Origin of the sequence: Mycolicibacterium llatzerense, assembly GCF_000878195.1 — a bacterium.
In the GTDB taxonomy this organism is placed as follows: Bacteria; Actinomycetota; Actinomycetes; order Mycobacteriales; family Mycobacteriaceae; genus Mycobacterium; species Mycobacterium llatzerense.
Map to the genome: position 1 here is coordinate 13164 of NZ_JXST01000052.1, position 23025 is coordinate 36188.

A 23025-nucleotide genomic window follows, 5' to 3' on the forward strand; every position below is an offset into this window, starting at 1 on the left:
GGGTCCGGTGTCATGCCGGTGACCATTCCCCAGGTGAAAGCCTCTCGCCCCGCGGCCCTGACCGAAGCGGCCGGCGAGCTCGGTCAGCAGGCTTCGGGTTTGGCCACGCAGATCGACACCCAGCGCGCCACGCTCGCGGGGTTGCGGACGCGGTGGCAAGGCACCGCATCGGACGCCGCGGCCGCGAAAGCCGAACCGACACTGGCGAGGATGCAACAGGTGCACGATGCGTTGAGCCGGGCGCAACCGGTGTTGCGTGACGGTGGCGGCCGGCTCGGACAGACCCGGACCGGCCTGCTCGGTGCCGTCTCGAAGTTGCAGAGCCAGGGTTGGCAGGTGTCGCCGGACGGCTCCGTGTCGGCGCGGCCCGGAGGTCCGCTCGACCAGTTCGCCAGGATGAGCCCGGTTGCCGCGATGCAGGTGTTGCAGCTGGCCGCGGCCAATTCCGTGGACCTCAAGACGCGGTTGGCGGAGTTCGACACCACCGACCGGGAACTCGACCGGAACCTGCGCCGCGCGGTGGCGGGTCTGGGAGACACCCCGCGAGCACGGGGGATCGGCGATCTTCCACAGGATGTGCCCTACGACACCGGCGCCGAGATCCCCGTGGGCAAGAGCGCGGAGGAGGTCGACAAGTGGTGGCAGTCGTTGCCGCAGGACAAGAAGGACTATTACCTGCAGCATTGGCCGGACAAGCTGGGCAACCTCAACGGGATTCCGGTCGCTGACCGTAGCACTGCGAACAAGACCATCCTGCAACAGGATCTCGACCGTCCCGCGCAGGTGGCGGCGGCCCGCGGGGTGACCAAAGAGGAAGTGCTGGCGCACCCCGAGAAGTACGGCATGGCCGGTCAGATGATGACCCGGTACAACAATGCCCTCAAGGTTCAAGAGGCCCTGGACAAGGATGCCGCGACCGCGCATTACCCCAATGAGCAGACGCCCGAGATTCTGCTGATGAAGTACGACCCGGAGGCGTTCGACGGCGAGGGCGCCGCCGCCATCGCGATCGGCAATCCGGACAAGGCCGCGAACACCACCGTCATGGTGTCGGGCCTGACGACATCGGTGGCGGGCGGGACGTTGTCCGATGGCACCGGGGTCAACGTGTTCAACGAGGCGAATCTGGCGGATCCGAACAATTCGACCGCGGTCGTGCAGTGGATGGGTTACAACGCGCCAGACATCGACCTCGACCTGGACACCAATGCCATCGGCGTCAGTGAGCCGTTCATGGCGCGTGCCGGTGCCCAGCTGCTGGCTCCCGACGTCAATGGGCTGGCGGTCACCCATGAGGGAAGCCCCGCGCACACCACTGTGATCGGTCATTCCTACGGCTCGACGACGGTCGCCGATGCCGCCGCCGGCTACGGGATGCGCGCCGACGACATCGTGCTGGTGGGTTGCCCGGGAACTGATTTGGCGCGCTCGGCTGCCGACTTCCACCTACCGCCCGACGGGCACCTGTACGTGGGCTCGGCGTCGACCGATTTCGTCACGGGCCTGGGCCGCGAGCACATGAACATTCCGGGTGTCGGCCTGGGCAACGACCCGGCGATGGACGGCTACGGCTCGACGCGATTTCATGCCGAGGTGGCCAAGATCGGCATCAATCCGCTCGACGAGCACACCTCGTATTTCGTCGAGGGGTCGGAATCGCTGTACAGCATCGCCGATATCGTGTCCGGTCACGGCGACCAACTGCAGCAGCACGGGATGACCGCTGATCATCGGGTGAAGACGCCGAGTCTGCCGTTCCCTATTCCGGTGGGGCCGCCGTCGGTGGTGATCGATCCGGAGTTGGTGCACCGCTCCAACAATGAGCACCACCATCAGGGATGAGGCAGAGATGACGGGGGTTGGGACAGTTGAGTATTCGATTTGCAGCGCTGTGGACAGTGCTGCTGACGTTGGTGGGGTGTTCTAGTCCCGTGTGGAATTCAGTTTCTCCCGAGGAGACGCGTCGGCAGGCCATCGACGTGTCGCGGCAGATGGTGTCCGACCTCGGCGGTGAGGTGACCAAAGCCCAATTCGGTTATGACTCTTGTGGATTCAACGGGAAGCCGCCGTTCCAGGGTCATGCGCACCTGGCATTGTGGATGCCCGGGGCGGATCGGTCACGTGAGGTGACGGCCGAGTCGGTGGTGGAGCGGCTGCGGCAGCACGGTTGGGATGTCGATCCGAACTATCACACGCATGCGATGGCGTTCAAGCGTGACGGGTTGAAGGTGAAGGTGTGGGTGATCCCGCCGCCCAAGCCGGCCGAGCCGCCGATCGCCCACGTGGCGATCGATGTTTATACCGAGTGCCAGGACACGTTCGACCACCGGACCGATCGGTCGGCGTTCACCGCCGAGGACATCAAGGGTGAACTGACGCGCTAACCGAGCTCCCAGATCACCGTCACCGAGAAGTTGACGGTCTGCTGGCCGGGGGACAGCGGCACTGCTTCGGCCATGGCCATCCGCGGGGCCGGCATGGGCGTCGGGGTGGTGCCGCCGGTGGCCTCGGAGATCGAGACGACCTTGCCGAGGCTCAGCCCGGACAGCTGGGCGTACTGCTGGGCGCGGTCCTTGGCGTCGTTGAAGGCGCGGGTGCGGGCGTCCTTGACCAGCTGCGAGTCGTCGTCGATCGAGTAGGCGACGCTGTTGATCCGGGTGGAATTGCCACCGGCAGTGACGATCTTCGCCAACACCTGCGATGCGGTGTCGAGCTTGCGGACCTTGATGTCGATGGTGTTGCTGGCCCGGTACCCCGTGATGACGGAGTCGCGGTAGTCGGGCTGCAGCTCGACCTGCTTGGTGGCGATGTCCTTCTTGTCGATGCCGGCGCCTGCCAGTGCGTCGATCACGGCCTGCTGGCGGCTGCTGGTCTGGTTCATTGCGGCGGTGACGTCCGGCGCCGTCGCCTCGATGGAGGCGGTGACGTTCAGCGTGTCCGGCGTGCCCTGCACCTTGCCGCTGCCGACGACGGTGACTTCGCGGGTGGTCGGTTTGGTGTCGTCGGAGCCGCAGCCGGCGACGCCGACGGCGCCGGCGACAGCAAGTCCGGCGAGGGTGAGGGCGGCGATACGTCGGGTTGCGAATGGCATGGTTTTCAGCGTACCGACGTGTCTTTGGTGTGCTCGGCGATCGCATTGCCCACGGCTTCGCCGACCCGGCCGAACAGCTGGTCGCGCAGGCCCTTGGCCCACTCGTGCGAGGCGTGCGGCGCGGTGAGCTGGCCCTTGAAATGGGGGATCACCTCGCGGGCGAACAATTCGTACGAGTGCATCGTGGCCGCGGGTGGCGCCCAGTCGTGGCCCAGCATCAGGAACGTGCCGAAGCCGCCGGAACGGTCCAACATGTCCTGGATGTAACCGATGCAGTCGGCGGGCGTGCCGATGCAACAATTGCCTTTGGCCGCATAGTCTTCGACGAACTGCCGGGACGTCGGCGCCGGGCCGGTCTGGCTGCCCAGCGGCACGAACCCGGCCGCGCCGAAGTAGTTCGAGAAATCCTCCAGGCCGTAGGTGCAGTCCTCGATGGCCTGCTCGCGGGTGTCGGCCAGGTGCACCACCCCCAGCACCCGCCAGCCCCGTCGGTCCGGTTCGGGCCGGCCGGCCTGCGCAGCCTGATCACAGACGAGGTCCCAGATGGTCTCGAGCGCGGCGTAGCCGCCGGGCACCGACATCGACAGCGACAGCAGCGACGTGCCCAGCTGCCCGGCCAGCCGCGGTCCTGACGGGGAAACCATTGCCGCCGTTGATATCTCGGGATATGGCCAGGTGAAGGGGCGGATGTGCAACGCGGCGTCGCGCAGGGTGAACCAGTCGGTCTCCCGCGAGATTCGCTCGTCGGGCGCGGCCCGGAACAGGGCCAGGATGGCTTCGAGGGACTGCTGCATCATCGGCCGCTGGTTCACCGGGTCGATGCCCATCATGTAGGCGTCCGACGGCAACGCCCCCGGACCGGTGCCGAACATGACGCGGCCCCGGGTCAGGTGGTCGAGCAGCACCCAGCGGTCGGCGACCATCAGCGGGTGGTGGTAGGGCAGTGACACCACACCGGTGCCGAACCGGATATTCCTGGTGCGTTCGGCCGCCGTGGCGATGAACACCTCGGGACAGGCGATCAATTCGTAACCGCCGGAATGGTGTTCGCCGAACCACACCTCGTCGTAGCCCAACTGGTCCAGCCTGACGGTGCGTTCCAGGTCGTATTCCAGTGCGGTGGTGGGAGATTGGCCGACCGGGTGGAACGGGGTGATGAAAGCGCCGAAATCCAGCGGGCGACCCGTCATTTCAGTCCTAGTCCGTCGATGAATTCGATGAGTGCGGTGTTGACCTCGTCGGGGCACTCCTGCTGCAGCCAGTGCCCGGCACCCGGGATCATCACCTCGCGGTAGTCGCCGGCGACCACGTCGCGCACCCGGTCGCGCGGGGTGAAGGTCAGCACCGGGTCGGCGGTGCCGGCCAGGAACAGCGTCGGAACGGTGATGGCCGGGGCGGGCGTGGTCGCCGTCAGCTCCCAGTTCCGGTCGAAGTTGCGGTACCAGTTCAGCGGACCGGTGAAGCCACTGTCGGTGAAAGCTGTTACATATGGCTCGAATTCGTCTGCGGTGATCCAGTCCGGCAGCGGCGGCAGCGGATCATCGGCAAGCGTGTCCGGCGGTGCGGACAGGCCTTCCTCCGCGATCATGCGGCGCATCGTGCTCCGCGGATCGCGCCCCAATGCTGCGTCGGCGACGCCGGGTTCCTGGAAGTACAGCATGTAGAAGTAGTTGTCGCCGACCCGCCGGCGCCAGATTTCGGTCGGCGGGGCAGCCGCCCGCGGCACCGGCGGCACGCTCAACGCGGCGACGGCCGTCACCCGGTCGGGGTGCAGCAGCGCGAAATTGCATACCACCGGCGAGCCCCAGTCGTGCCCGACGACCACGGCGCGCTCGGCCCCGACGTCATCGATCAGGCCGGCCAGGTCCGCGGTGAGGTGGACGATGTCGTAGTCCTCGATCGCCTGCGGGCGCGACGAGCCACCGTAGCCCCGCTGGTCCGGGGCCAGGACGTGATAGCCGGCCGCGGCCAGGGCCGGGATCTGGTGCCGCCACGAATGTGCGAGCTCGGGGAACCCGTGCGCCAGCACGACCACCGGGGCTCCCGGCTTGCCGGCTTCGGTGACCTGCAACTGCACGCCGTTGGTGTCGACTAACCGTTTGGTGGACGTGATCACCGTCTCACCAAAGCACAGCGGCGGTCCGGCCGGATAGTGGTACCACTGCCGGGAACTGCCGATCGTTTGCATAGCGGTAACCTGTGAACTATCCCGCATCTGTGTATCGGAAGGACCTGGCCGACGAGTATTCGCCGGCCGAAATATGTCGATGAAGCGAAAAAACGTCATCCGCACCCTGACCGTCGTCGCGGTCGTGTTGCTGCTGGGTTGGTCTTTCTTTTATTTCAGTGATGACACCCGTGGTTATCACCAGGTCGACACCTCGGTGGCGGTCGCCCAGATCAACTCTGGGAACGTCACCGGCGCCCAGATCGATGACCGGGAGCAGCAGGTCCGGCTGGACCTGAAGAGCGTCACCCCGGACACGGACAACAGCAACAAGATCATCACGTCGTTCCCGACGGGCTACGCGGTGCCGCTGTTCGACGCGCTGAACGGCAAGAACGTCAAGACCAAGACGGTGGTCAACCAGGGCAGCGTCCTCAGCTCGCTGCTGATCTACCTGCTGCCGCTGTTGCTGCTGGTCGGGCTGTTCTTCATGTTCTCCCGCATGCAGGGCGGCGGCCGCATGGGCTTCGGCTTCGGCAAGTCGAAGGCGAAGCTGCTCGGCAAGGACATGCCGAAGACGACGTTCGCCGATGTCGCTGGTGTCGACGAGGCCGTCGAAGAGCTGTACGAGATCAAGGACTTCCTGCAGAACCCGAGCCGCTACCAGGCCCTGGGCGCCAAGATCCCCAAGGGCGTGCTGCTCTACGGCCCGCCCGGAACGGGTAAGACGCTGCTGGCGCGTGCCGTCGCGGGTGAGGCCGGCGTGCCGTTCTTCACCATCTCCGGCTCGGACTTCGTCGAGATGTTCGTCGGTGTCGGTGCCTCCCGCGTGCGCGACCTGTTCGAGCAGGCCAAGCAGAACAGCCCGTGCATCATCTTCGTCGACGAGATCGACGCCGTCGGTCGTCAGCGTGGTGCCGGCCTGGGTGGCGGGCACGACGAGCGCGAGCAGACGCTGAACCAGCTGCTGGTCGAGATGGACGGCTTCGGCGAACGCCAGGGCGTCATCCTGATCGCCGCGACCAACCGGCCCGACATCCTGGACCCGGCGCTGTTGCGTCCGGGCCGCTTCGACCGGCAGATCCCGGTGTCCGCACCCGACCTGGCGGGCCGCAAGGCCGTGCTGCGGGTGCACTCGGCCGGCAAGCCCATCGCCCCCGACGCGGACTTGGACAGTTTGGCCAAGCGCACCGTCGGCATGTCGGGCGCCGACCTGGCCAACGTCATCAACGAGGCCGCGCTGCTGACCGCCCGCGAGAACGCCACGGTGATCACCGGGCCGGCGCTGGAAGAGGCCGTCGACCGCGTCATCGGCGGTCCGCGCCGCAAGGGCCGCATCATCAGCGAGCACGAGAAGAAGATCACCGCGTACCACGAGGCCGGGCACACCCTGGCCGGCTGGGCCATGCCGCACCTGGACCCGGTCTACAAGGTGACGATCCTGGCTCGTGGCCGTACCGGCGGGCACGCCGTCGCCGTCCCCGAGGACGACAAGGGCATGCAGACCCGCTCCGAACTGATCGCCCGACTGGTGATGGCGATCGGCGGCCGGGCCGCAGAGGAACTGATCTTCCGCGAGCCCACCACCGGCGCGGTGTCCGACATCGAGAACGCCACCAAGATCGCCCGCGCCATGGTCACCGAGTTCGGTATGAGTGCCAGGCTGGGCGCGGTCCGGTACGGCACCGAACACGGCGACCCGTTCCTGGGCCGCACCATGGGCACCCAGGCCGATTACAGCCACGAGGTGGCACAGCTCATCGACGACGAGGTGCGCAAGCTCATCGAGGCTGCCCACACCGAGGCCTGGGATGTGCTGACCCACTACCGCGACGTCCTGGACAAGCTGGCCGGCGAGCTGCTCGAGAAGGAGACGCTGCACCGCGCCGATCTCGAGGTCATTCTGGCCGGCGTCGAGAAGCGTCCTCGCCTGACCCTGTTCGACGACTTCGGTGGCCGCGTGCCGTCCGACAAGCCGCCGATCAAGACGCCCGGCGAGCTGGCCATCGAGCGCGGTGAGCCGTGGCCGCCGCCCGTCGAGGAGCCGGCGTTCAAGGCAGCGATCGCTGCGGCCAGCCAGGCCGCGGGCACCGTGAACGGCACCAACGGCGTGCACGCCGCGCCGAACGGTCAGCCGCAGCACGGCCAGACCCAGCCGAACTACGGCGCACCCGCGGGCTGGCAGGCCCCGGGCTGGCCGCCGCAGGGACCACCTCAGCATGGCCACCACCCCCAGCAGGGCCAGTGGTACCCGCAGCAGGGCTGGGGCCAGCCCACGCCGCCGCCCGGCTACCAGCCCTACCCGCAGCAACCGGCGCCGCCGGCGCAACCGAACGACGAGCAGGCGCCGCCTGCGCACGGCTGACCCGAACGGAGCCACATAGATGACGCGGTCGCAGATCCATTCGGCCAGGCTCACCGCCCCGAAGTTCGATCATGATCGAGCCGAGGCCGCGGTGCGCGAGCTGCTGCTCGCGGTGGGCGAGGATCCCGACCGTGACGGGCTGCGGGACACGCCGGGCCGGGTGGCGCGCGCCTTCGAGGAGATCTTCGGCGGGCTCTACACCGACCCCGATTCGGTGCTGAACACCACCTTCGACGAGGGTCACGACGAGCTGGTGCTGGTCAAGGACATCCCGATGTACTCGACCTGCGAGCACCATCTGGTGTCGTTCCACGGCGTCGCGCACGTCGGGTATATCCCGGGTGAGGACGGCCGGGTGACCGGGCTGTCCAAGATCGCTCGCCTGGTCGACCTGTACGCCAAGCGACCACAGGTGCAGGAGCGGCTGACCGGCCAGATCGCCGATGCCCTGATGCGCAAGCTGAACCCACAGGGCGCCATCGTGGTGATCGAGGCCGAGCACCTGTGCATGGCGATGCGCGGGGTGCGCAAGCCCGGCGCGGTGACCACCACCTCGGCGGTGCGCGGCCAGTTCAAGACCTGCGCGTCGTCGCGAGCCGAGGCGCTGGACCTGATCCTGCGGAAGTGAGCGCACAGCCAACTGGGGCCCCTCCCGTCGCTCCGCGCGCCCCGGTGGTGATGGGCGTCGTCAACGTCACCGCTGATTCGTTCTCCGACGGGGGACGGTTCCTCGACCACGATCGCGCGATCGAGCACGGTCTGGCGTTGGCCGCCCAGGGCGCGCAGATCATCGACGTCGGCGGGGAATCGACGCGGCCCGGTGCGGCCCGGCTGGACCCGGAGGTCGAACGCGGCCGCGTGCTGCCGGTGATCAAAGAGCTTGTCGCCCAGGGCATCACAGTCAGCGTCGACACCATGCACGCCGACGTGGCCGAGGCCGCCCTGGAATGTGGCGTCCACATCGTCAACGACGTGTCCGGCGGACGGGCCGACCCGAACATGGCGCCGCTGCTGGCCGGCGCTCGGGTGCCGTGGGTCCTGATGCACTGGCGCGAGGTTGACGCCGAGCAGCCGCACCGGATTCCGGAGTACTCCGACGTGGTGGCCGACGTGCGGGCCGAACTGCTCGCCGCGGTCGATGACGCCGTCGCCGCCGGGGTGGAACCGGAGCACCTGATCATCGATCCGGGTCTGGGTTTCGCCAAGTCGGCACAACACAATTGGGCTCTGCTGCGGGCGCTGCCCGAGCTGGTCGCCACGGGCATACCGGTGTTGGTCGGGGCGTCGCGCAAGCGATTCCTCGGCACCCTGCTGGCGGATGCCGACGGCACGCCGCGCGAGCCCGACGGCCGGGAGACGGCCACGGCGGTGATCTCGGCGCTGGCCGCGCAGCACGGTGCGTGGGGTGTGCGGGTACATGATGTGCAAGCCTCGGTGGACGCGGTGAAAGTGGTGGGGGCCTGGTATGGCTGATCGAATCGAACTGCGGGGCTTGACCGTTCGCGGGAATCATGGGGTCTTCGACCACGAGCGCCGGGACGGGCAGGACTTCGTCGTCGACATCACGGTGTGGATCGACCTGGCTGCCGCCGCGCTGAGCGACGAGTTGTCGGACACCCTGGACTATGGCGCGCTGGCGCAGCAGGCGGCGGACATCATCGCGGGGCCGCCGCGGAATCTGATCGAGACGGTGTCCGCCGAGATCGCCGATTCGGTGATGACCGACCAACGTGTCCATGCCGTCGAGGTGGTGCTGCACAAGCCCAGTGCGCCGATCCCGTTGACGTTCAACGATGTTGCGGTCGTGGCGCGCCGGTCCAGGCGGGCTGGTCGTGGCTAGCGTGAGCGAGAAGCCGGAGGCGGATCGCGCATGAGCTCGGTCGTGCTTTCCATCGGCTCCAACCTGGGCGACCGGCTCGCCCACCTGCAGTCGGTGGTCTCCGGGCTACGCGGCGCGGTCCGGGCCGTCTCACCGGTTTACGAGACCGACGCCTGGGGCGGCGTCGAGCAGGGGCCGTTCCTCAATGCCGTGGTGCTGGCCGACGCTCCCGACCTCGACGGTCCGGGCTGGCTGCGCCGGGCTCACGAGTTCGAGAACGCCGCGGACCGGGTGCGCGAACAGCGTTGGGGTCCACGCACTCTCGATGTCGACATCGTGAGCTGTCACGACGGCGATGCCGAAGTGCGGTCTGACGATCCGGTCCTGACGCTGCCGCATCCACTGGCGCATCAACGCGCCTTCGTGCTGGTGCCGTGGCTGGCCGCCGCCCCCGACGCGGTGCTGACGGTGGCCGGGCAGTCGGTGCCGGTCGCCGATCTGCTGGCTGGGCTGGCTGCCGGTGAACGCGACGGCGTGCGGGGCACGGACCTGGAGCTGGTGCCCTGATGGGGCCCACACGGAAGCGCGATCTGGCGATCGGCACAGCGCTGGCCACGGTCGTCGCGTATGGGCTGGTGATCCTGGTGTACGGCTTGCTGCCGCCGATCACGGTGTGGACGGGGTTGTCGCTGTTGGTTTTTGCCGGCGCTGAAGCGGCGTGGGCGTTCTACGTGCGCGCCAAGATCCGTGCCGGTCACATCGGGGTGGGTGGCGGCCGGATCGATCCGCTGGCGGTGGCACGGTCGGTGGTGGTGGCCAAGGCGTCGGCGTGGGTCGGCGCGATGGTGCTGGGTTGGTGGCTCGGCGTGCTGGGCTACCTGCTTCCGCGACGGTCGCAATTTGCGTATCCCGCGGCGGCGACGCCCGGTGCTGTGGTTGCGGCGCTCAGCGCGCTGGCGCTCGTGGTCGCGGCGTTGTGGCTGCAGCATTGCTGCCGCGCCCCGCTGGACCCGCAGGAGAAGTCTGACGGCGCAACCGAATAGGTAACGATCCGACCGGACCGGGTGTCGGTCAACCTGCGAGGGGAACGCAGAACGGTACAGTCAGCCCATGATTGATCCGACCCGGACGTCGCGCGGCAGGCGCGCGAACCGCAGGCCGGGTTGGTTGCTGCTGACGGCGTTGCTGGTGCTGGCCATCGTCGCCAGTTCCGCGCTGGTGTTCACCGATCAGGTCGAATTGCTGAAACTGGCTGTGGTCATTGCCTTGTGGGCTGCGGTGGCGGCGGCGTTCGCGTCGTTCGTGTACCGGCGCCAGGCCGATCTGGACCAGGCCCGGGCCCGCGATCTCAAGCTCGTCTACGACCTACAGCTGGATCGCGAGATTTCGGCGCGCCGCGAATACGAGCTGTCGCTGGAATCGCATCTGCGCCGTGAGCTGGCCTCCGAACTGCGCGCCCAGTCGGCCGACGAGGTCGCGGCGCTGCGCGCGGAGCTGGCCGCGCTGCGTGCGAACCTCGAGTTCTACTTCGACGCCGATCTGGCGCACCGCCCGGCGCTCGAGACCGACCGCAGCGGCCAGGCCGTGCCGGTCGGCCGCGTGGTCGCCAGCCGGATCGACACGGAGGATCGGCCGGACCTGATCTCGGAGCCGAACACCGAAGAGAGCCCCATCATCGACGTGGCGGCCGAGCCGCATGTGCCGCCGGACCCGTGGGCGCCGCCGCCTCCGCCGCCGCAGCCGCCGTTCGGCGGGGCGCACCGCCTCACCCCGCCGCCGGCACCGTCCGACTGGCAGCCCTCGCAGGCCGAAGGTCAGTGGATACCGGCCGGCCAGCCGGGCAGCAACTGGGCACCCGCGGCGCCGGAACCCGCACAGCCGCCGGTGCAGCCGCCCGTGCCGCCGGTCCAGGACCGCGGACCCGAACCGACGATGACCCTGCCGGTGGTTCCGCCGGTGCCGACGTTCACCCCGGAACCGACGCCCGTGCCCATGCCCGAACCCGCACCGCAGCCCCCGCGCCGGGGCCGCCACGGCGCCGCCGAAGAGCCCGCCCAGCCAGAGACCCCTGTCACATCCGGTCGTCGGCGTCGTGCCGAACCCGACGACGAACCCGCAGGTCAGCACGTTGGTGGGCAGCCGGCGGCCGAATTGCTGGCGCGGCTGCAGGCCAACACGAGCGGCGGCGGCCGTCGACGTCGCCGCGAGGACTGAGCTACGCTCTGCGTGACCGTCCGGTACCTGCCAGGCAGGACTGGAACGACTGATTACCACCACTTTGTGAGGTCGCTGCAATGAAGCAGCTCGACGGACTGCGTCCGGCCCGGCTCGCTGTCGGAATCATTTCCGCAGGGCGGGTCGGCAGTGCGCTGGGTGTTGCGCTCGAGCACGCCGACCACGTCGTCGTCGCGTGTAGCGCGATCTCTCATGCGTCGCGCGGGCGAGCCGAGCGCAGGCTGCCCGACACCGAGGTGCTGCCCGCTCACGACGTCGCCGCCAAAGCCGAACTGCTGCTGCTGGCCGTGCCGGACGCGGAGCTGACGTCCGTCGTCGCCGGACTGGCGGCCACCGGATCAGTCCGTCCCGGCACCATCGTCGTGCACACCTCGGGCGCCAACGGCATCGGCGTGCTGGCCCCGCTGACCGAGCAGGGCTGTATTCCGCTGGCCATTCACCCGGCCATGACGTTCACCGGCGCCGACGAGGACATCGCCCGGCTGTCGGAGACCTGTTTCGGGATCACCGCGGCCGACGACATCGGCTACGCCATCGCCCAGTCCCTGGTTCTCGAGATCGGCGGCGAACCATTCCGGGTTCGCGAAGACGCCCGCACGCTCTATCACGCGGCATTGGCGCACGCCGGCAATCACGTCACCACCGTCGTCCTCGACGCCGTCGAAGCCCTGCGCGCCGCGCTGGCCGGTCAGGAACTGCTCGGCCAGGAACTGGTCAGCGGCGACCCCGCCGGCATTGCCGAACGTATTCTGGCGCCGTTGGCTCGCGCCTCCCTGGAGAACGCGCTGCAGCGTGGACAGAGCGCGCTGACGGGTCCGGTGGCCCGCGGTGACGCCGCCGCGGTCGCGGCCCACCTGCACGCGATGGAAGAAGCGAATCCCGAACTGGCGCAGGCATATCGAGCCATGTCGCTACGCACCGCACAACGTGCCCATGCGCCTACCGAAGTTTTCGCCGTGTTGACCGACTCTGGGAGTGCGCAGTGACCGATCGCAGGCCGCCGAAGTTCACCGCCGGCGAGCTCAACCTCTACACCAATCCGACCGACGTGTCGGACGTGTCGCGGGTGCTGCGCGCCACCGGACGACGGGTCATGCTCGTGCCGACCATGGGTGCGCTGCACGACGGCCACCTGGAGCTGGTGCGTGCCGCCAAGAAGGTGCCGGGCGCTGTCGTGGTGGTGTCGATCTTCGTCAACCCCTTGCAGTTCGGCGCGGGGGAGGACCTGAATGCCTACCCGCGCACCCTGGACTCCGACGTCGAGCAGCTACGCGGCGAGGACGTCGACATCGTCTTCGCGCCCACCGCCGCCGACATGTACCCGAACGGCCAGCGCACCATGGTCATGCCGGGTCCGCTCGGCGCCGAGCTGGAGGGCGGCTCGCGGCCGACGCACTTCGCCGGGATGCTGACCGTGGTGCTCAAGCTGCTGCAGATCGTGCGACCCGATCGCGCGTTCTTCGGCGAAAAGGATTATCAGCAGCTGGTTCTGGTGCGCCAGATGGTCGACGACCTCGACCTCGACGTGCGCATCCAGGCGGTGCCGATCGTGCGGGAGAACGACGGTTTGGCCATGTCGTCGCGCAACCGCTTCCTGGATGCCGAACAGCGCGAGCAGGCCGGGGCGCTGTCCGCGGCACTGCTGGCCGGCAAGTACTCCGCGCCGCACGGCGCGGCCGCCGCACTCGATGCGGCCCGGGCGGTCCTCGATGAGGTACCCGCCATCGACGTCGACTATCTGGAGGTCCGGGACCCCTGGCTGGGTCCGGCACCGGCATCCGGGCCGGCCCGGATGCTGGTCGTGGGCCGGCTCGGCAAGACCAGATTGTTGGACAACATCGCCATCGACATCGGCGCATCCGCAGGGATCGACGGTCACCCCAATGTGGGGTCTGCCATCGACCATGACGGAGCCGAGACCGGTAACAACGAATTACCCTGGAGGAACTGATGTTTCGCACCATGCTGAAGTCCAAGATTCACCGGGCCACGGTGACTCAGGCGGACCTGCACTACGTCGGCTCGGTGACCATCGACGCCGATCTGCTCGACGCCGCCGACATCCTCGAGGGTGAGCAGGTCACCATCGTCGACATCGACAACGGCAACCGGCTGGTCACCTACGCCATCACCGGTGAGCGTGGCACCGGCATCATCGGGATCAACGGTGCCGCAGCACATCTCATCCACCCGGGTGATCTGGTGATCCTGATCGCCTACGCCACGATGGACGACGCCGAGGCCCGCACCTACCAGCCGAACGTGATCTTCGTCGACGCGCAGAACCGGCAGATCGACTTCTCGCACGACGCCGCACACGTCCCGGACGGTGTCGACGGCCTGCTGTCGCCGCGGTAACGCCGGTGCTGCTGGCGATCGATGTCCGCAACACCCACACCATCGTCGGGTTGATCTCCGGTTCCGGAGATCACGCAAAAGTGGTGCAGAACTGGCGGATTCGCACCGAGTCGGAGGTGACGGCCGACGAGCTCGCGCTGACCATCGACGGCTTGATCGGCGACGACGCCGAAAACCTGCTCGGCGCAACGGGTTTGTCGACGGTGCCGTCGGTGCTGCACGAAATCCGGGTGATGCTGGAGCAGTACTGGCCGTCGGTGCCGCACGTCCTGATCGAACCGGGTGTGCGCACCGGCATCCCGCTGCTGGTCGACAACCCGAAAGAGGTCGGCGCCGACCGGATCGTCAATTGCCTTGCGGCGTACCACAAATACGGCACGGCGGCCATCGTCGTCGACTTCGGTTCGTCCATCTGCGTCGACGTCGTCTCGGCCAAGGGTGAGTTCCTCGGCGGCGCCATCGCGCCCGGCGTCCAGGTGTCCTCGGACGCCGCGGCGGCCCGCTCGGCGGCGCTGCGCCGCGTCGAGCTGACCCGGCCGCGGTCGGTGATCGGCAAGAACACCGTGGAGTGCATGCAGGCCGGAGCGGTGTTCGGTTTCGCCGCCCTGGTGGATGGTTTGGTGAACCGGGTGCGCGAGGACGTCGACGGCTTCGACGGCCACAATGTCACGGTGGTCGCCACCGGGCACACCGCGCAACTGGTGCTGCCCGATCTGCGCACCGTGCAGCATTACGAGAGGAACCTCACCCTCGACGGCCTGCGCCTGGTCTTCGAGCGCAACCAGCGCACTTCCCGCCGCGCTTAGAAGCGCCTAGAAGAAGGTGCGGACCAGCTCGACCACCCGGTGGTCGGCGTCGAGCACCGGGATCAGCTGCCACTTGTCGAACACCGTGCAGGGGTGCGAGACCCCGAACTCCAGCCAGTCACCGACCTGGAGGCTCTGATCGGCCGGTGCCAGCCGCAGGTAGGCGTGCTGGTCGTTGAGCTTCTCGACACGGCTGTCAGGCCGGCCGTACGGCATGGGCAGGTCCTGGTCGAACGACACGTCCCGGCGGCCCATGCCCACGATGGCGAGGTCGGGCTCGGGCCGTGACAGCACCTGCGCCCACACACTCAGCGCCGGCTGGAAGTGGCCGCCGGAGTGAATATCGGAGGTGCGGCCCAGCGGAGTCGTGCGGGCGTAGAGGCCATCGTCGTGCGTCAGGTAGCAGCCGCTGCGCACCACGGTGCGCACCGACATGCCGTCGGGCCAGCCGGTCAGGATGTCGGCGACCAGGTCGAAGTAGGTGCTGCCGCCGGCCGTCGCCATGATCTCGTCGGTCTCGAACATCGGACGCAGACGGATGACGGCGTCGCGCAGAGTCTGGAGATAGCCGGCCACGGCGGTCACCGCGGCGTCGCTCACCTCATGACCGGTGGCCGCCTCGTACCCGGCGACACCGACCAGGCGCAGCCGGTCCGAGTCCACCACCGCACGCGCCACCGCGTCCACGGTGGCGGCGTCGCGGCAGCCCGTGCGGCCACCCGGCTGGCCGACCTCCACGCAGACGTCCAGCGGGCGGCGCCGGCCCGTCAGGGCGGCCGTCATCAGCTGCACCCCGCGGACCGAGTCGACCCAGCAGGTCAGTTCGAAATCGGGGTTGGCGTCCAGCTCGGCGGCCAGCCAGCGCAGGCCGGTGACGTCGACCAGTTCGTTGGCCAGGATGATCCGGCGGACCCCGAAGGCCCGGAACACCCGGACCTGGCTGATGGTGGCGGCGGTGACGGCCACCGCCCCGGCGCCGAGCTGGCGGGCCAGCAGCTGCGGGGCCATGTGGGTCTTGCCGTGCGGCGCGAGCTGTACGCCCCGGCGCCGGCACCAGCGCGCCATGGTGACCATGTTGTGCACCAGCGGCTGGGTGCGCAGCGTGGCGACCGGCGAAACCGCGCCATCGTCGAACAGGCTGGGCCGCCGACGGCACACCTGGGCGGGCGTCTGACCCCACCACGAGGACGGCAGGCCCTTGTATTTCCAGTCGATCGGTTCGTGGTCCAGGGCGTCGACGGTGGACTGCTCCAAACTGGCTGCCATGGCCTTCATTTAAGCTGGCATTTCGTGAGCGACGCCGAAAGCCCCGACATTCCCGAGCAGTTCCGGATCCGCCAGGCCAAGCGTGAGCGGCTGCTCGCCGAGGGCCGCGACCCTTATCCGGTCGAGGTGGCTCGTACCCACACCCTCGCTGAGCTGCGTGCGGCGTATCCGGAGCTCGTCGCGGACACCGCGACCGGCGATATCGTCGGCGTGGCCGGCCGCGTCGTGTTCGCCCGGAACTCGGGCAAGCTGTGCTTCGCCACGCTGCAGGAAGGCGACGGCACCCAGCTGCAGGCCATGCTGAGCATGGACAAGGTGGGCCAGGATTCGCTCGATGCCTGGAAGGCCGACGTCGACCTGGGCGACATCGTGTTCATCGAGGGCGAGGTCATCAGTTCCCGGCGCGGAGAATTATCTGTGCTTGCCCAGAACTGGCAAATTGTGTCGAAGGCCCTGCGACCGCTTCCTGTCGCGCACAAGGAATTGAATGAAGAGACCCGGGTCCGGCAGCGGTACGTCGACCTGATCGTGCGCCCCGAGGCCCGCAATGTCGCCCGGCAGCGTATTGCCGTGGTGCGGGCATTGCGGTCGGCGCTGGAGCGCCGCGGCTTTCTCGAAGTCGAGACCCCGATGCTCCAGACGCTGCCCGGTGGCGCCGCGGCGCGCCCATTCATCACACACTCCAACGCGCTCGATGCGGATCTGTACCTGCGCATCGCGCCGGAGTTGTTCCTGAAGCGCTGCCTGGTCGGTGGTTTCGAGAAGGTTTTTGAGCTTAATCGGAACTTTCGCAACGAGGGCGCGGATTCCACGCATTCACCGGAATTTGCGATGTTGGAGACATATCAGGCCTACGGCACATATGACGATTCCGCGATAGTGACGCGTGAGCTTATTCAGGAGGTTGCCGACGAGGCCATTGGTACCCGAATGGTGCCACTGCCGGACGGCTCCACCTATGACCTCGATGGTGAATGGGCGACCGTCGAAATGTATCCGTCGTTGTCCGAAGCCCTGGGCGAGGAGATCACGCCGGAGACTTCTGCAGAGTACCTGTGGAAGGTGGCCGAGCGACTCGGCGCCGAGATTCCCCGGGACCGTGGATACGGGCACGGGAAATTGATCGAGGAACTGTGGGAGCACACCGTCGGTGATCACCTTTGGGCGCCAACCTTCGTCCGGGATTTCCCGGTGGAGACGACCCCGCTGACTCGGGCCCACCGCAGTATTCCGGGGGTTACCGAGAAATGGGATCTATATGTCCGCAAGTTCGAGCTCGCCACCGGATATTCGGAGTTGATCGATCCGGTGATTCAGCGGGAGCGTTTCGAGGCGCAGGCTCGTGCCGCTGCTGCCGGTGATGACGAGGCAATGCGACTTGATGAGGATTTTCTTATCGCATTGGAGTATGCGATGCCGCCGACCACCGGAACAGGAATGGGACTCGATCGCTTGCTGATGGCGTTGACGGGGTTGACGATTAGGGACACGGTTTTGTTCCCGATTGTGCGCCGTCAGGGCGACTGAACGCTGCCTAACCCTGGACTTGTTGAAGGAATTCCAGTCCTATGCCAGCATTGTTGTGGCAGAGTCGTTTCTGCGTTCTTATCGAGGCAGAAGGGTTAGTGTGGGCCGATGGCAAAGAAAGTGACTGTCACTCTTGTCGATGATTTCGACGGTGAAGGTGCGGCAGATGAGACGGTCGAATTTGCTCTCGACGGGGTGAACTACGAGATCGACCTCACCACCAAGAACGCCACCAAGCTTCGGAATGATTTGAAGAAATGGGTGGAGGCCGGCCGTCGTGTCGGTGGCCGCCGTCGGGGCCGCGCCAGCACCGGTTCGACTGGCCGCGGCCGCGCGTCCATCGACCGTGAGCAGAGTGCCGCCATCCGGGAATGGGCTCGCCGCAACGGCCACAACGTATCCAGTCGCGGTCGTATCCCGGCGGAGATCATCGACGCGTTCCACGCCGCGACCTGAGTCTGCGGGCAACGTCATTCAGGGTTGCCCGAGGTTTTTCTGTTCGCTTTCGGCGTAGCCCGGTCGGGCCGATCCGGGAAACGTTTCGAAGCCGCAGCGCGTTGGTGTTTTCGCAGCGCTGAGTGGCCTTGCGAGCTAGGGGATACCGCAGGGCACGCATGGTCGCCGCCCATTAGAGTGGACGGTAGGCGCACAGCGTCGCGACACGCGAAGTGACGTGGCAGGAGCTGCGCTACGAGGGAGAGCAGGTAACCACCGATGTTTGAGAGATTCACCGACCGGGCCCGTCGGGTCGTCGTCCTGGCTCAAGAAGAAGCCCGGATGCTCAACCACAACTACATCGGCACCGAGCACATCCTGCTTGGACTCATTCATGAGGGCGAGGGCGTCGCCGCCAAGTCTCTGGAATCGCTGGGCATCTCGCTGGAAGGCGTGCGCAGTCAGGTCGAGGAGATCATCGGTCAGGGCCAGCAGGCTCCGTCCGGGCACATCCCCTTCACTCCGCGCGCCAAAAAGGTCCTCGAGCTGTCGCTGCGCGAGGCGCTGCAGCTCGGCCACAACTACATCGGCACCGAGCACATCCTGCTCGGCCTGATCCGCGAGGGTGAAGGCGTCGCCGCTCAGGTGCTCGTGAAGCTGGGCGCCGAGCTGACCCGCGTGCGTCAGCAGGTCATCCAGCTGCTCTCGGGCTACCAGGGCAAGGAGACCGCCGAAGCCGGCACCGGTGGCCGCGGTGGCGAGACGGGCAACCCGTCGACGTCGCTCGTGCTCGACCAGTTCGGCCGCAACCTGACCGCCGCCGCCGCCGAGGGCAAACTCGACCCGGTCATCGGCCGCGAGAAGGAAATCGAGCGGGTCATGCAGGTGCTGAGCCGCCGCACCAAGAACAACCCGGTGCTGATCGGTGAGCCCGGTGTCGGTAAGACCGCCGTCGTCGAGGGCCTGGCGCAGGCCATCGTGCACGGCGAGGTCCCCGAGACGCTCAAGGACAAGCAGCTCTACACGCTGGACCTCGGTTCGCTGGTCGCCGGCAGCCGCTACCGCGGTGACTTCGAAGAGCGCCTGAAGAAGGTGCTCAAGGAGATCAACACCCGCGGCGACATCATCCTGTTCATCGACGAGCTGCACACGCTCGTCGGTGCGGGTGCCGCCGAGGGCGCCATCGACGCCGCCAGCATCCTGAAGCCGAAGCTGGCCCGTGGCGAGCTGCAGACCATCGGTGCGACCACCCTCGACGAGTACCGCAAGTACATCGAGAAGGACGCCGCGCTCGAGCGCCGGTTCCAGCCGGTGCAGGTGGGTGAGCCGACTGTCGAGCACACCATCGAGATCCTCAAGGGTCTGCGCGACCGTTACGAGGCGCACCACCGCGTCTCGATCACCGACGGTGCGCTGGTCGCCGCCGCGACGCTGGCCGACCGGTACATCAACGACCGGTTCCTGCCGGACAAGGCCATCGACCTGATCGACGAGGCCGGTGCCCGCATGCGCATCCGCCGGATGACCGCTCCGCCAGACCTGCGCGAGTTCGACGAGAAGATCGCCGACGCGCGCCGGGAGAAGGAATCGGCCATCGACGCGCAGGACTTCGAGAAGGCAGCCCGGCTGCGCGACTCGGAGAAGACGCTGGTCGCCCAGCGCGCCGAGCGTGAGAAGCAGTGGCGTTCGGGTGACCTCGACGTGGTCGCCGAGGTCGACGACGAGCAGATCGCCGAGGTCCTGGGCAACTGGACCGGCATCCCGGTCTTCAAGCTGACCGAGGCCGAGACCACGCGCCTGCTGCGCATGGAAGATGAGCTGCACAAGCGGATCATCGGCCAGGTCGACGCCGTCAAGGCGGTCTCGAAGGCCATCCGGCGTACCCGGGCCGGCCTGAAGGACCCGAAGCGTCCGTCGGGCTCGTTCATCTTCGCCGGCCCGTCCGGTGTCGGTAAGACCGAGCTGTCGAAGGCGCTGGCCGAGTTCCTGTTCGGCGACGACGACGCGCTCATCCAGATCGACATGGGCGAGTTCCACGACCGCTTCACCGCGTCGCGGCTGTTCGGTGCCCCTCCGGGCTACGTCGGCTACGAAGAGGGCGGCCAGCTCACCGAGAAGGTGCGCCGCAAGCCCTTCAGCGTCGTGCTGTTCGACGAGATCGAGAAGGCCCACCAGGAGATCTACAACAGCCTCCTGCAGGTCCTCGAAGACGGCCGCCTGACCGACGGTCAGGGTCGCACCGTCGACTTCAAGAACACCGTGCTGATCTTCACCTCGAACCTCGGTACGAGCGACATCAGCAAGGCGGTTGGCCTCGGCTTCACCTCCGGTGGCGGCGAGAACAACTACGAGCGCATGAAGCTCAAGGTGCACGACGAGCTGAAGAAGCACTTCCGCCCGGAGTTCCTGAACCGTATCGACGACATCATCGTGTTCCACCAGCTGACGCAGGACGAGATCGTCCAGATGGTGGAGCTGATGATCGCCCGGGTCGGCAAGCAGCTCAAGGCCAAGGACATGGAGATGGAGCTGACGCCGAAGGCGAAGGCGCTCCTGGCCCGTCGCGGTTTCGATCCGGTGCTCGGTGCGCGGCCGCTGCGTCGCACCATCCAGCGCGAGATCGAGGACCAGCTCTCGGAGAAGATTCTCTTCGAAGAGGTCGGCCCCGGTCAGCTGGTCACCGTGGATGTCGAGAACTGGGACGGCGAGAGCGCCAACACCGAGGACGCGAAGTTCACGTTCGCCGGACGTCGCAAGGAATCGGCCGACTTGGCCGAGGCCGCAGCCACTGCCGCCGAATAACGGATCACGAAAAATACCCTCCCCGAACTTCGGGGAGGGTATTTTTCGGTGGGGGTGTATCTTGATCCCGGTATGACGGGGTATGGAAGCCGGTGAGAATCCGGCACGGTTGCGCCACTGTGAAACCCCCGGGGTGAGTCAGATCTTTCGCCGTCGTACAAAACCGAACACGTAGGGGCGCGTGACCCCATAGGAGGTTTGACCATGACGAGCAGTGCAGTTTCGAAGACTGGGCTGGTTTCCAAGCCGCATGTTTCCGCTGAGGCCCATCGGACACTCTCGGCCACTCGGGTAGCGGTGCTGCTGGGTGTGACGATCTTTCTGGCGGTGCTGGCGTACTACCTCGTCGGTGTCGACGAGGGCATGATGTCGATGTTCGGCAAGACCGTCGTGGTCCACGAGTGGGTGCACGACTCGCGGCACTTCCTCGGCTTCCCCTGCCACTGATCCAGGGGACCTTGTGGAAATCCGCGTCATCGGGCGCGGAGCCCTCGCCGGTTTGATCGCCGGCATTCTGGGGTTCCTGTTTGCCCGCATTTTTGCTGAACCCGCCATCGACAAGGCCATCGACTACGAGTCCGGCCGCATGAATGTGCTCTCGACCATTCACACCGCCATGGGCCATCCGGTCGAGCCGGACGGACCGGAGCTGTTCAGCCGCTCCATCCAGTCGGGTATCGGTGCGGCCACCGGCATCATCGCCTTCTCGGTGGCGATGGGTGCCCTGGTCGCCGTCGCCTATCTGGTGCTGCACGGCCGCTTCAAGGTGCGGCCGCTGGTGCTGGGCTGGACCGTCGCCGGCTTCGGTTTCCTCGGCGTGTACCTGCTGCCGTTCGTCAAATACCCGGCGAACCCGCCGGCGATCGGCCACGAGTTCACCATGGAGGCCCGCGGTTTCCTCTACCTGGGCATGGTGTGGGGATCGCTGACGCTATTGGGGCTCGCGGTGTTCGCCGCACGCAAGCTGTCCGCGAAGGTCGGCTGGGCACGTGCGGTCGGGATCGCGGTGCTCGGGTTCTTCGTGGTGTACGGCGGCCTGCTGGCGGCGCTGCCGTCGCTTGGCGATCTGGCCGCCAACGTCGAGCACTCCGGCGAACTCGGCTTCGCGCGCGCCGCAACCGAGACACCGCAGCCCATCACCAACACCTTCACCACGCCGGTGACCATCGACGGCAAGGTCTACGCCCCCGGGCAGCTGATCTATCCGGGCTTCGACGCCGACCTGCTGTGGAAGTTCCGGTGGTACTCGCTGCTCGATCAGGCACTGATCTGGGCGGTCATCGGGCTGGTGTTCGGCGGGCTCGTCGAGCGTTACCTCGGTGGCGCGAAGCAGGCCGTGCCGGCAAAGGATGTGGCAGCAGCCGTCTGACGATTCCGGTTGCTGCGCACTACAGTTCGAGGCGTACCGACCAACGAAAGGCTGCAGCATGCTGGTTGTCACGACGAATGACCTGCCCGGGTGGGAGATTCAGCGAGTCTGCGGTGAGGTCTTCGGCCTTACCGTCCGGTCCCGGAACGCCTTCGCGCAGATGGGTGCCGGCTTCAAGGCGATGTTCGGCGGCGAGTTGCAGGGCATGACCAAGAACCTGGCCGAGAGCCGCAACGAGGCCATGGGCCGGCTCCTCCAGGAATGTCAGGCCCGCGGCGGCAATGCCATCGTCGCGATGCGGTTCGACACCACCGAGATCGGTGATGTGTGGACCGAGATCTGCGCGTATGGCACTGCGGTGCAGGCGGTTCCGGTCACCGATGCCGCTCGCTACACGGCGCAGCAGCTGGGTTACGGCGGTGGCCCGACCGGTCCGGGTGGTCCGGCTGGACCGGTTGGCCCGGTTGGCCCCGGTCCGACAGGGTAATCTCCTCGGCGCAGCTGGTTTACCCGTGACGCTTCGGTGTCATGGGTATCGAATGGCGGTGATTCGCCATGAGAGGGAACCCGGTGAGAATCCGGGACTGTCCCGCAGCGGTAAGCAGGAACGACCGCCGTCATCCGCACTGGTTCATCTCGAATTGGGAAGCGACGGCCACTAGGGCGTGTCTCCCGAATGTGAGGGTGTTATCGGCGACGATTGATCGGTGACACGGATGGATGTGATTTCTGACGAGTTCTGGGCTGTCGTGGAACCCTTGATGCCCTCGCATGAAGGCAAGCGG

At 67.2% G+C, this 23025-nt stretch carries 23 protein-coding genes and 2 riboswitches; of the genes, 19 read left to right on the top strand and 4 right to left on the bottom strand.

The genetic code is table 11. The features are described 5' to 3' along the window. Positions 1 to 33 precede the first annotated feature (33 nt). On the top strand, positions 34 to 1842 hold the full coding sequence (locus TL10_RS26120; protein ID WP_043987958.1) for an alpha/beta hydrolase: 1809 nt from the start codon (positions 34 to 36) through the stop codon (positions 1840 to 1842). Between the two features lie 89 nt (positions 1843 to 1931). Beyond that, complete coding sequence (locus TL10_RS26125; RefSeq protein WP_131630816.1) at positions 1932 to 2384, top strand: lipoprotein LppJ family protein; 453 nt, start codon at positions 1932 to 1934, stop codon at positions 2382 to 2384. On the opposite strand, the gene TL10_RS26130 is transcribed toward TL10_RS26125, so the two are convergent. The 3 genes from TL10_RS26130 to TL10_RS26140 are packed head-to-tail and all read right to left on the bottom strand — an operon-like array spanning position 2381 to position 5207. Continuing rightward, positions 2381 to 3091: an SIMPL domain-containing protein gene (locus TL10_RS26130; protein ID WP_043397371.1), complete on the bottom strand. Its 711-nt coding sequence runs from the start codon at positions 3089 to 3091 to the stop codon at positions 2381 to 2383. The genes TL10_RS26125 and TL10_RS26130 overlap by 4 nt on opposite strands. 5 nt (positions 3092 to 3096) lie before the next feature. Continuing rightward, on the bottom strand, positions 3097 to 4281 hold the full coding sequence (locus TL10_RS26135) for an LLM class flavin-dependent oxidoreductase (protein WP_043987952.1): 1185 nt from the start codon (positions 4279 to 4281) through the stop codon (positions 3097 to 3099). Continuing rightward, positions 4278 to 5207, bottom strand: a complete 930-nt coding sequence (locus tag TL10_RS26140; RefSeq protein ID WP_192830310.1) for an alpha/beta fold hydrolase — start codon at positions 5205 to 5207, stop codon at positions 4278 to 4280. The genes TL10_RS26135 and TL10_RS26140 overlap by 4 nt, the downstream gene beginning before the upstream one ends. A gap of 151 nt (positions 5208 to 5358) precedes the next feature. Between TL10_RS26140 and ftsH the strand changes: the two genes are divergently transcribed. The 11 genes from ftsH (at position 5359) to TL10_RS26195 (ending at position 14841) form a co-directional block, all read left to right on the top strand. Beyond that, on the top strand, positions 5359 to 7623 hold the full coding sequence (gene ftsH / locus TL10_RS26145) for an ATP-dependent zinc metalloprotease FtsH (RefSeq protein WP_043987960.1): 2265 nt from the start codon (positions 5359 to 5361) through the stop codon (positions 7621 to 7623). A 19-nt stretch (positions 7624 to 7642) separates the two neighbouring features. Beyond that, complete coding sequence (gene folE / locus TL10_RS26150; protein ID WP_043397380.1) at positions 7643 to 8251, top strand: GTP cyclohydrolase I FolE; 609 nt, start codon at positions 7643 to 7645, stop codon at positions 8249 to 8251. A 50-nt stretch (positions 8252 to 8301) separates the two neighbouring features. Next, the gene (gene folP, locus TL10_RS26155; RefSeq protein WP_110789221.1) at positions 8302 to 9096 is read left to right on the top strand and encodes a dihydropteroate synthase; all 795 of its coding nucleotides are present in this window, start codon (positions 8302 to 8304) and stop codon (positions 9094 to 9096) included. Beyond that, on the top strand, positions 9089 to 9463 hold the full coding sequence (gene folB, locus TL10_RS26160) for a dihydroneopterin aldolase (RefSeq protein ID WP_043397382.1): 375 nt from the start codon (positions 9089 to 9091) through the stop codon (positions 9461 to 9463). Before folP ends, folB begins: the two co-directional genes overlap by 8 nt. A 30-nt stretch (positions 9464 to 9493) precedes the next feature. Further along, complete coding sequence (gene folK / locus TL10_RS26165; protein WP_043397384.1) at positions 9494 to 10009, top strand: 2-amino-4-hydroxy-6-hydroxymethyldihydropteridine diphosphokinase; 516 nt, start codon at positions 9494 to 9496, stop codon at positions 10007 to 10009. Further along, positions 10009 to 10485, top strand: a complete 477-nt coding sequence (locus tag TL10_RS26170; protein ID WP_043397386.1) for a DUF3180 domain-containing protein — start codon at positions 10009 to 10011, stop codon at positions 10483 to 10485. The genes folK and TL10_RS26170 overlap by 1 nt, the downstream gene beginning before the upstream one ends. Before the next feature lie 67 nt (positions 10486 to 10552). Then, a complete protein-coding gene (locus tag TL10_RS26175; RefSeq protein WP_043987953.1) occupies positions 10553 to 11656 on the top strand; it encodes a DUF6779 domain-containing protein in 1104 nt (367 codons plus the stop codon). A gap of 80 nt (positions 11657 to 11736) precedes the next feature. Beyond that, entirely contained in the window at positions 11737 to 12663 is a 927-nt protein-coding gene (locus tag TL10_RS26180) for a Rossmann-like and DUF2520 domain-containing protein (protein WP_043987954.1), read from the top strand. After that, positions 12660 to 13628, top strand: a complete 969-nt coding sequence (gene panC / locus TL10_RS26185) for a pantoate--beta-alanine ligase (protein ID WP_043397394.1) — start codon at positions 12660 to 12662, stop codon at positions 13626 to 13628. The genes TL10_RS26180 and panC overlap by 4 nt, the downstream gene beginning before the upstream one ends. Beyond that, positions 13628 to 14035 (top strand): aspartate 1-decarboxylase, encoded by a 408-nt coding sequence (gene panD / locus TL10_RS26190; RefSeq protein ID WP_043397397.1) that lies wholly within the window; start codon positions 13628 to 13630, stop codon positions 14033 to 14035. The genes panC and panD overlap by 1 nt, the downstream gene beginning before the upstream one ends. A 5-nt stretch (positions 14036 to 14040) precedes the next feature. Continuing rightward, positions 14041 to 14841: a type III pantothenate kinase gene (locus tag TL10_RS26195; RefSeq protein ID WP_043397400.1), complete on the top strand. Its 801-nt coding sequence runs from the start codon at positions 14041 to 14043 to the stop codon at positions 14839 to 14841. Positions 14842 to 14847: 6 nt separating this feature from the next. Here TL10_RS26195 and TL10_RS26200 read toward each other — a convergent pair whose 3' ends face one another. Next, on the bottom strand, positions 14848 to 16107 hold the full coding sequence (locus tag TL10_RS26200) for an alanine racemase (protein ID WP_043987962.1): 1260 nt from the start codon (positions 16105 to 16107) through the stop codon (positions 14848 to 14850). Positions 16108 to 16131: 24 nt separating this feature from the next. On the opposite strand from TL10_RS26200, the gene lysS reads away from it, so the two are divergent. The 6 genes from lysS (at position 16132) to TL10_RS26230 (ending at position 22727) form a co-directional block, all read left to right on the top strand. Beyond that, complete coding sequence (lysS, locus tag TL10_RS26205) at positions 16132 to 17634, top strand: lysine--tRNA ligase (RefSeq protein WP_043987955.1); 1503 nt, start codon at positions 16132 to 16134, stop codon at positions 17632 to 17634. A gap of 108 nt (positions 17635 to 17742) precedes the next feature. Next, on the top strand, positions 17743 to 18090 hold the full coding sequence (gene lsr2, locus TL10_RS26210) for a histone-like nucleoid-structuring protein Lsr2 (RefSeq protein ID WP_043397405.1): 348 nt from the start codon (positions 17743 to 17745) through the stop codon (positions 18088 to 18090). A gap of 258 nt (positions 18091 to 18348) precedes the next feature. Then, positions 18349 to 20871, top strand: a complete 2523-nt coding sequence (clpC1, locus tag TL10_RS26215) for an ATP-dependent protease ATP-binding subunit ClpC (RefSeq protein WP_043397408.1) — start codon at positions 18349 to 18351, stop codon at positions 20869 to 20871. 57 nt (positions 20872 to 20928) lie between these two features. After that, positions 20929 to 21073: riboswitch (adenosylcobalamin (AdoCbl) riboswitch) on the top strand. 2 nt (positions 21074 to 21075) lie between these two features. Further along, positions 21076 to 21318 (top strand): CbtB domain-containing protein, encoded by a 243-nt coding sequence (locus TL10_RS26220; RefSeq protein WP_082068094.1) that lies wholly within the window; start codon positions 21076 to 21078, stop codon positions 21316 to 21318. Positions 21319 to 21331: 13 nt separating this feature from the next. Next, a complete protein-coding gene (locus TL10_RS26225) occupies positions 21332 to 22240 on the top strand; it encodes a CbtA family protein (protein ID WP_043987956.1) in 909 nt (302 codons plus the stop codon). Positions 22241 to 22298: 58 nt separating this feature from the next. Beyond that, positions 22299 to 22727, top strand: a complete 429-nt coding sequence (locus tag TL10_RS26230; protein ID WP_043987957.1) for a YbjQ family protein — start codon at positions 22299 to 22301, stop codon at positions 22725 to 22727. A 76-nt stretch (positions 22728 to 22803) separates the two neighbouring features. Then, positions 22804 to 22919: riboswitch (cobalamin riboswitch) on the top strand. Positions 22920 to 23025 lie beyond the last annotated feature (106 nt).